Origin of the sequence: Protofrankia sp. Cj3, from assembly GCF_917627355.1 — a bacterium.
In the GTDB taxonomy this organism is placed as follows: Bacteria; Actinomycetota; Actinomycetes; order Frankiales; family Frankiaceae; genus Protofrankia.
In genome coordinates, this window is record NZ_CAKJTR010000084.1 from 1 (window position 1) to 749 (window position 749).

1 protein-coding gene is annotated in these 749 nt (G+C 71.4%); it reads right to left on the reverse strand.

All coding sequences use genetic code 11. The features are described from left to right. The coding region (locus tag MJ783_RS13130; protein WP_239310711.1) for a hypothetical protein at positions 1-749 on the reverse strand (749 nt) is incomplete at both ends.

Here is a 749-nt window from a genome sequence, read left to right on the forward strand (position 1 = left end):
CGGAGGCAACCATCGCGCTGCCGCGATCCCGGGCCGCCGCGGTGCTGCCGGTGTTGAGCAGGGCGGTGAGCTCCCGCTCGACAAGCTCAAGGAACCCCCGGCTGTCGGCGGGCACCATCGGCCCGACCTCGCCCAGCAGTGCGGCGACCGACGACTCGCCCGCGAGCACGCCGGTGAAGGTCAGTGTCTGGGCGACGACATCGTCGAAGCGCTCCTGGGCGGCGAGGTGGCGGGCCACCTCGACCAGATCCGCGAAGTCGGCGCGCCCCGCCTCAAGCCGAGCCAGCCGCATCCGCTCGGCTCTACCGTGTCGCTCCGTCCGCGTCTCGGGTTCGACGTCGGCCAGCCAGTGGGCGATCCAAGGGTGGACGAGCACATCGCCGTCGAGGCGCAGCAGCAGCGTCCGGTCCGCGAGCCGCCGGACGGCCGCGGCGACGGCCCGGTGTCGTGCCCTGTCGGGCTCGGCACCCTTCCAGGCGAACGCGAGATCGTCAAACGACATCGGGACGCTCGACACCGCCGCCTGTAACAGCAGTGACCGTTCGTCCGCCGTCACCGTCGCGAGCAGCAGCTCCAAGACGATGTCCCGGCTGCCGAGCAGCAGCGCGTCGTCCACCGCCTGGCCGAAGCTGCGATCATCGCGTAGGTCGATACCGAGCGTGCCAGCCAGGCCGCTGATCCTTTCGGTGACCTCCCGCAGATTGGCCGCGCCGTTGCGCAGCAGGGCGTCGACGAACTCCAGCAGCCGC